The following is a 236-nucleotide window of genomic DNA, read 5'->3' as shown; positions in this document are numbered from 1 at the left end:
AAATAAAGAAGGCCAATCGCTTTCTATATTCTGAAAACCTGAAGAAAGGGGATAAACTTAGATTCCCTAAGTTTAAAACTGTTATATATAAGAAATCGTTTAGTAACACTATTAAAAAGTATGTGGTACAGCCAAAAGAGGGTAAATGGCGACTAGCCTATAAATTGGGGATTACCGTAGACGAATTAGAGGATTTGAATCCTAATATGAAAGATGTACTGCACCCAGGTGATGAG

Annotated in this window: 1 protein-coding gene; it reads left to right on the top strand. The window is 35.2% G+C overall.

What is annotated here, in order from left to right:
* On the top strand, positions 1 to 236 hold a 236-nt coding region (locus ACRHOC_RS15150), incomplete at both ends, for a LysM peptidoglycan-binding domain-containing protein (RefSeq protein ID WP_431159442.1).

Origin of the sequence: Winogradskyella poriferorum, from assembly GCF_050618035.1 — a bacterium.
Taxonomy (GTDB): Bacteria; Bacteroidota; Bacteroidia; order Flavobacteriales; family Flavobacteriaceae; genus Winogradskyella; species Winogradskyella poriferorum_A.
Note: the sequence above shows the minus strand (reverse complement) of the source record. Positions and strands in the feature narration are given on the sequence as shown.